Origin of the sequence: Acidovorax delafieldii 2AN, from assembly GCF_000175235.1 — a bacterium.
Classification (GTDB): Bacteria; Pseudomonadota; Gammaproteobacteria; order Burkholderiales; family Burkholderiaceae_C; genus Acidovorax; species Acidovorax delafieldii_B.
The window spans coordinates 1-3042 of sequence record NZ_ACQT01000347.1 but is presented as its reverse complement, the minus strand read 5'-3'; the positions used below and the strand labels follow the sequence as shown (position 1 = coordinate 3042).

At 70.1% G+C, this 3042-nt stretch carries 3 protein-coding genes; 2 read left to right on the top strand and 1 reads right to left on the bottom strand.

Going from position 1 to position 3042, the window contains the following annotated elements; all coding sequences use genetic code 11:
• Nucleotides 1–615: efflux RND transporter periplasmic adaptor subunit (locus tag ACDELDRAFT_RS20765; protein ID WP_040330247.1), on the top strand; the 615-nt coding region annotated here is incomplete at its 5' end.
• Nucleotides 612–2267, top strand: coding sequence for a bifunctional aminoglycoside phosphotransferase/ATP-binding protein (locus ACDELDRAFT_RS20760; RefSeq protein ID WP_005800058.1), 1656 nt, complete (start codon nt 612–614; stop codon nt 2265–2267). The genes ACDELDRAFT_RS20765 and ACDELDRAFT_RS20760, both read left to right, overlap by 4 nt.
• Here the strand turns inward: ACDELDRAFT_RS20760 and ACDELDRAFT_RS20755 are convergent.
• Nucleotides 2242–2724: a YqaA family protein gene (locus ACDELDRAFT_RS20755; RefSeq protein WP_040330245.1), complete on the bottom strand. Its 483-nt coding sequence runs from the start codon at nt 2722–2724 to the stop codon at nt 2242–2244. The two genes, ACDELDRAFT_RS20760 and ACDELDRAFT_RS20755, sit on opposite strands and share 26 nt — an antisense overlap.
• Nucleotides 2725–3042 lie beyond the last annotated feature (318 nt).

The window sequence follows — 3042 nt, the reverse complement described above, 5'->3', positions numbered from 1 at the left end:
TTGCGCGTGGCGCAAATCAGCGAGGGCATGGTGGGGCTGGGCGCGCTGTTGATCGAGGTGGGCGACACCGCGCAGCTCGAAGTGGTGGCGCCGCTCTTGTCCACCGACGCGCTGCAAGTGCACGCAGGCAGCCCGGTGCGCATTGAGCGTTGGGGCGGCCCGGGTGTGCTGCAGGGGCGGGTGCGCGCCGTGGAGCCGGCGGCTTTCACCAAGGTGTCGGCGCTGGGCGTGGAGGAGCAGCGGGTGAACGTGCTCATCGACCTGACCAGCCCGCCCGCGCAGTGGGCTGCGCTGGGCGATGGCTACCGCGTGGTGGCCCGTGTGATCACCCGCGAGGCGCAGGACGTCACCCTGGTGCCCGTGAGCGCGCTGTTTCCGCTGCCCAGCGGCGCTGCTGCGGGCGTCGCAGCGTCTTTGGAGGCCGAGAATGCCGAGCCGCGCATGGCCGTGTTCGTGGTCGACGGGGGGCGCGTGCGCCGCACACCGGTGGTGCTGCAGGCGCGCGGCAGCACCCATGCCTGGGTGAAAAGCGGGCTGGATGCCGGGGCGCAGGTGGTGGTGTACCCGCCTGCCGCGCTGGTGGAAGGCGCGCGCGTCAAGGTGCGCACGCCATGATGCAAACCCTGCCCCTGCCCCTGCCCCTGCCCCTGCCGCCGCTGGGCCCAGACGACGCGCTGGCCGCCGCCGAGCAGCGGTTGCGCTGCTTGCAGCAAAGCCCGCAGGCCTTCGGCCATCCCACGGGCGCCATCGGGTGGATCGAAACGCACATCTCGTGGCTGCTGCTGGCGGGGGATTTTGTCTACAAATTCAAGAAACCCCTGAAGCTGGATTTCCTGGATTTCAGCACCCCTGCGTTGCGGCGTGCGGCCTGCGAGGAAGAGCTGCGCATCAACCGCCGCACGGCGCCCGCGCTGTACCTGGGCCTGGTGGCGCTGAGCGGCGGAGCGGGCGCGCTGCGGTTGCAGCCGACCGATGCGGCTCCGCCAGACGCCGAACCTGCGGTGCGCATGCGGCGGTTCGCGCAGGAAGGCCTTCTGAGTGAACTGCTCGAGCACCAGCGCCTGCAGCCTGCCCATATCGACGCCCTGGCGCGCCAGGTCGCGCAGTTCCATGGCGGCGCTGCGGTGGCCACGCCGCAGCAGGGCTGGGGTACGGCGCAGGCTGTTGTGGCACCCGTGCAGGACTGTGTTGCGGCGCTGCAGACGGGGGTGGCGCGCGCACTGCCGGAGTGGGGCGCCGCATTGGGGCAGATCGCGCAGTGGTGTGGCGCGCAGGGCACCGCACTCGCGCCGGTGTTTGCGCAGCGCCTTGCTGCGGGGTGGGTGCGCGAATGCCACGGCGACCTGCATCTGGCCAATTTGGTGCTCATTGACGGACAGCCCCAGCTCTTCGATGCCATCGAGTTCAACCCGGTCCTGCGCTGGATCGACTGCATGGCCGACATCGCCTTCCTGGCGATGGACCTCGAGGCACGCGGCCGTGCTGACCTGGCCTGGCGCTTTCTGAACGCGTGGTTCGAGCACACCGGCGACTACGCGGGCCTGCAGGTGCTGCAGTACTACCGTGTGTACCGGGCGCTGGTGCGCGCCCGGGTGGCGGCGTTGCGGCTGGACCAGACGACGGGCAGCGCGCATGCAGCCAGCCTGGGCGAGGTGCAGCGCTACCTGGCGCTGGCCCTTCGCTACGTGCAGCCCCGGGCTCCCGCGTTGTGGCTGGCCCACGGATTTTCGGGCGCGGGCAAGAGCACGCACTCGCAGACGCTCATTGCCGAGCGCGGCGTGGTGCGCGTGCGGGCCGACGTCGAGCGCAAGCGGCTGTTTGGTCTGGCGCCGCAGGCGTCGAGCGCGGCGGTGCCGGGCGGCATCTACACCCCCGAGGCCTCGCTGTGCACCCACGAGGCCCTGGCGCAGGCTGCCAGTTGGGCACTGGGTGCCGGCCACACTGTGCTGGTGGACGCCACGTTTCTGGACGCTTCCATGCGCGCACGCTTCATCGCATTGGCGCAGCAGTTGCAGGTGCCGTGCCGCATCCTCTCGTTCGAGGCGCCCCTGGATGTGCTGCGCGAGCGCGTGCGTGCCCGCGCGCAGGCTGGGAGCGATGCCTCGGAAGCGTCGCTCGAGGTGCTGCAGGCGCAGTGGGTGCGTGCCTGCCCGCTCTCGCCCGCCGAGGAGCAGCTCACGGTGCACATCGATACCACCCGAGTGGTGGACTGGAACCTGCTGCTGCCCGCTGCGGCGGGGGTTAGAAGTCCAGGTGTCCCGGCATGAAGTGCAGCAGCACGCTGGTCATCACCAGGTAGCGCAGGAACTTGCCCATCGCCATGTAGGCCATGCACGGCCAAAAGGGCAGCTTGAGCCAGCCTGCCACGGCGCACAGCGGGTCGCCCACCACGGGCAGCCAGCTCAGCAGACAGGCCTTGGCGCCGAAGCGTTCCAGCCACGCCAGCGCGCGCGCATCGGTGTGGTGACCGCGCGCCTTGTCCACCACCTTGTGCGCACCCAGCCCCATCCACCAGCTCACGCCGCCGCCCAGGGTGTTGCCCAAGGTGGCCACGGCAATCGCAGGCCAGTACAGGTCAGGATTGAGCTTGATGAGGCCGAACACGGCGGGCTCCGACCCCATGGGCAGCAGCGTGGCCGACACGAATGAGACGACAAAGACGGTTCCCAGGCCGAACTGTGGGAGGGCCAGCCATTGCAGCAACTGGTGCATCCAGATTTCCATACCCGGCAGTGTAGGGTTGCCGACGGGCGGTTGACGGGCCAGGCGGCGCCGTCCTACAGCGCGCTGCGGTGTTGGCTCCGGCGACACGCTGCCGGACTTCCGTATCGTCGAGCCATTGCCCAACATGGCGGACCGGGAGGCTGGCGATGCACATGCTCGAGACTTCATCTTTTCCCTTTGGCACACGTGTTCTGGGGTTGGCCGTGGGCCTGTGGATGACCGCCTGCGCCCAAAGCCCCCAGGCTGCCGTCCCCCCGGATGGGATGGCGGCGGCCCCTGCGGGGGCGCAGGCGGTGGCTGTACCCGGCTGTGCCGGCG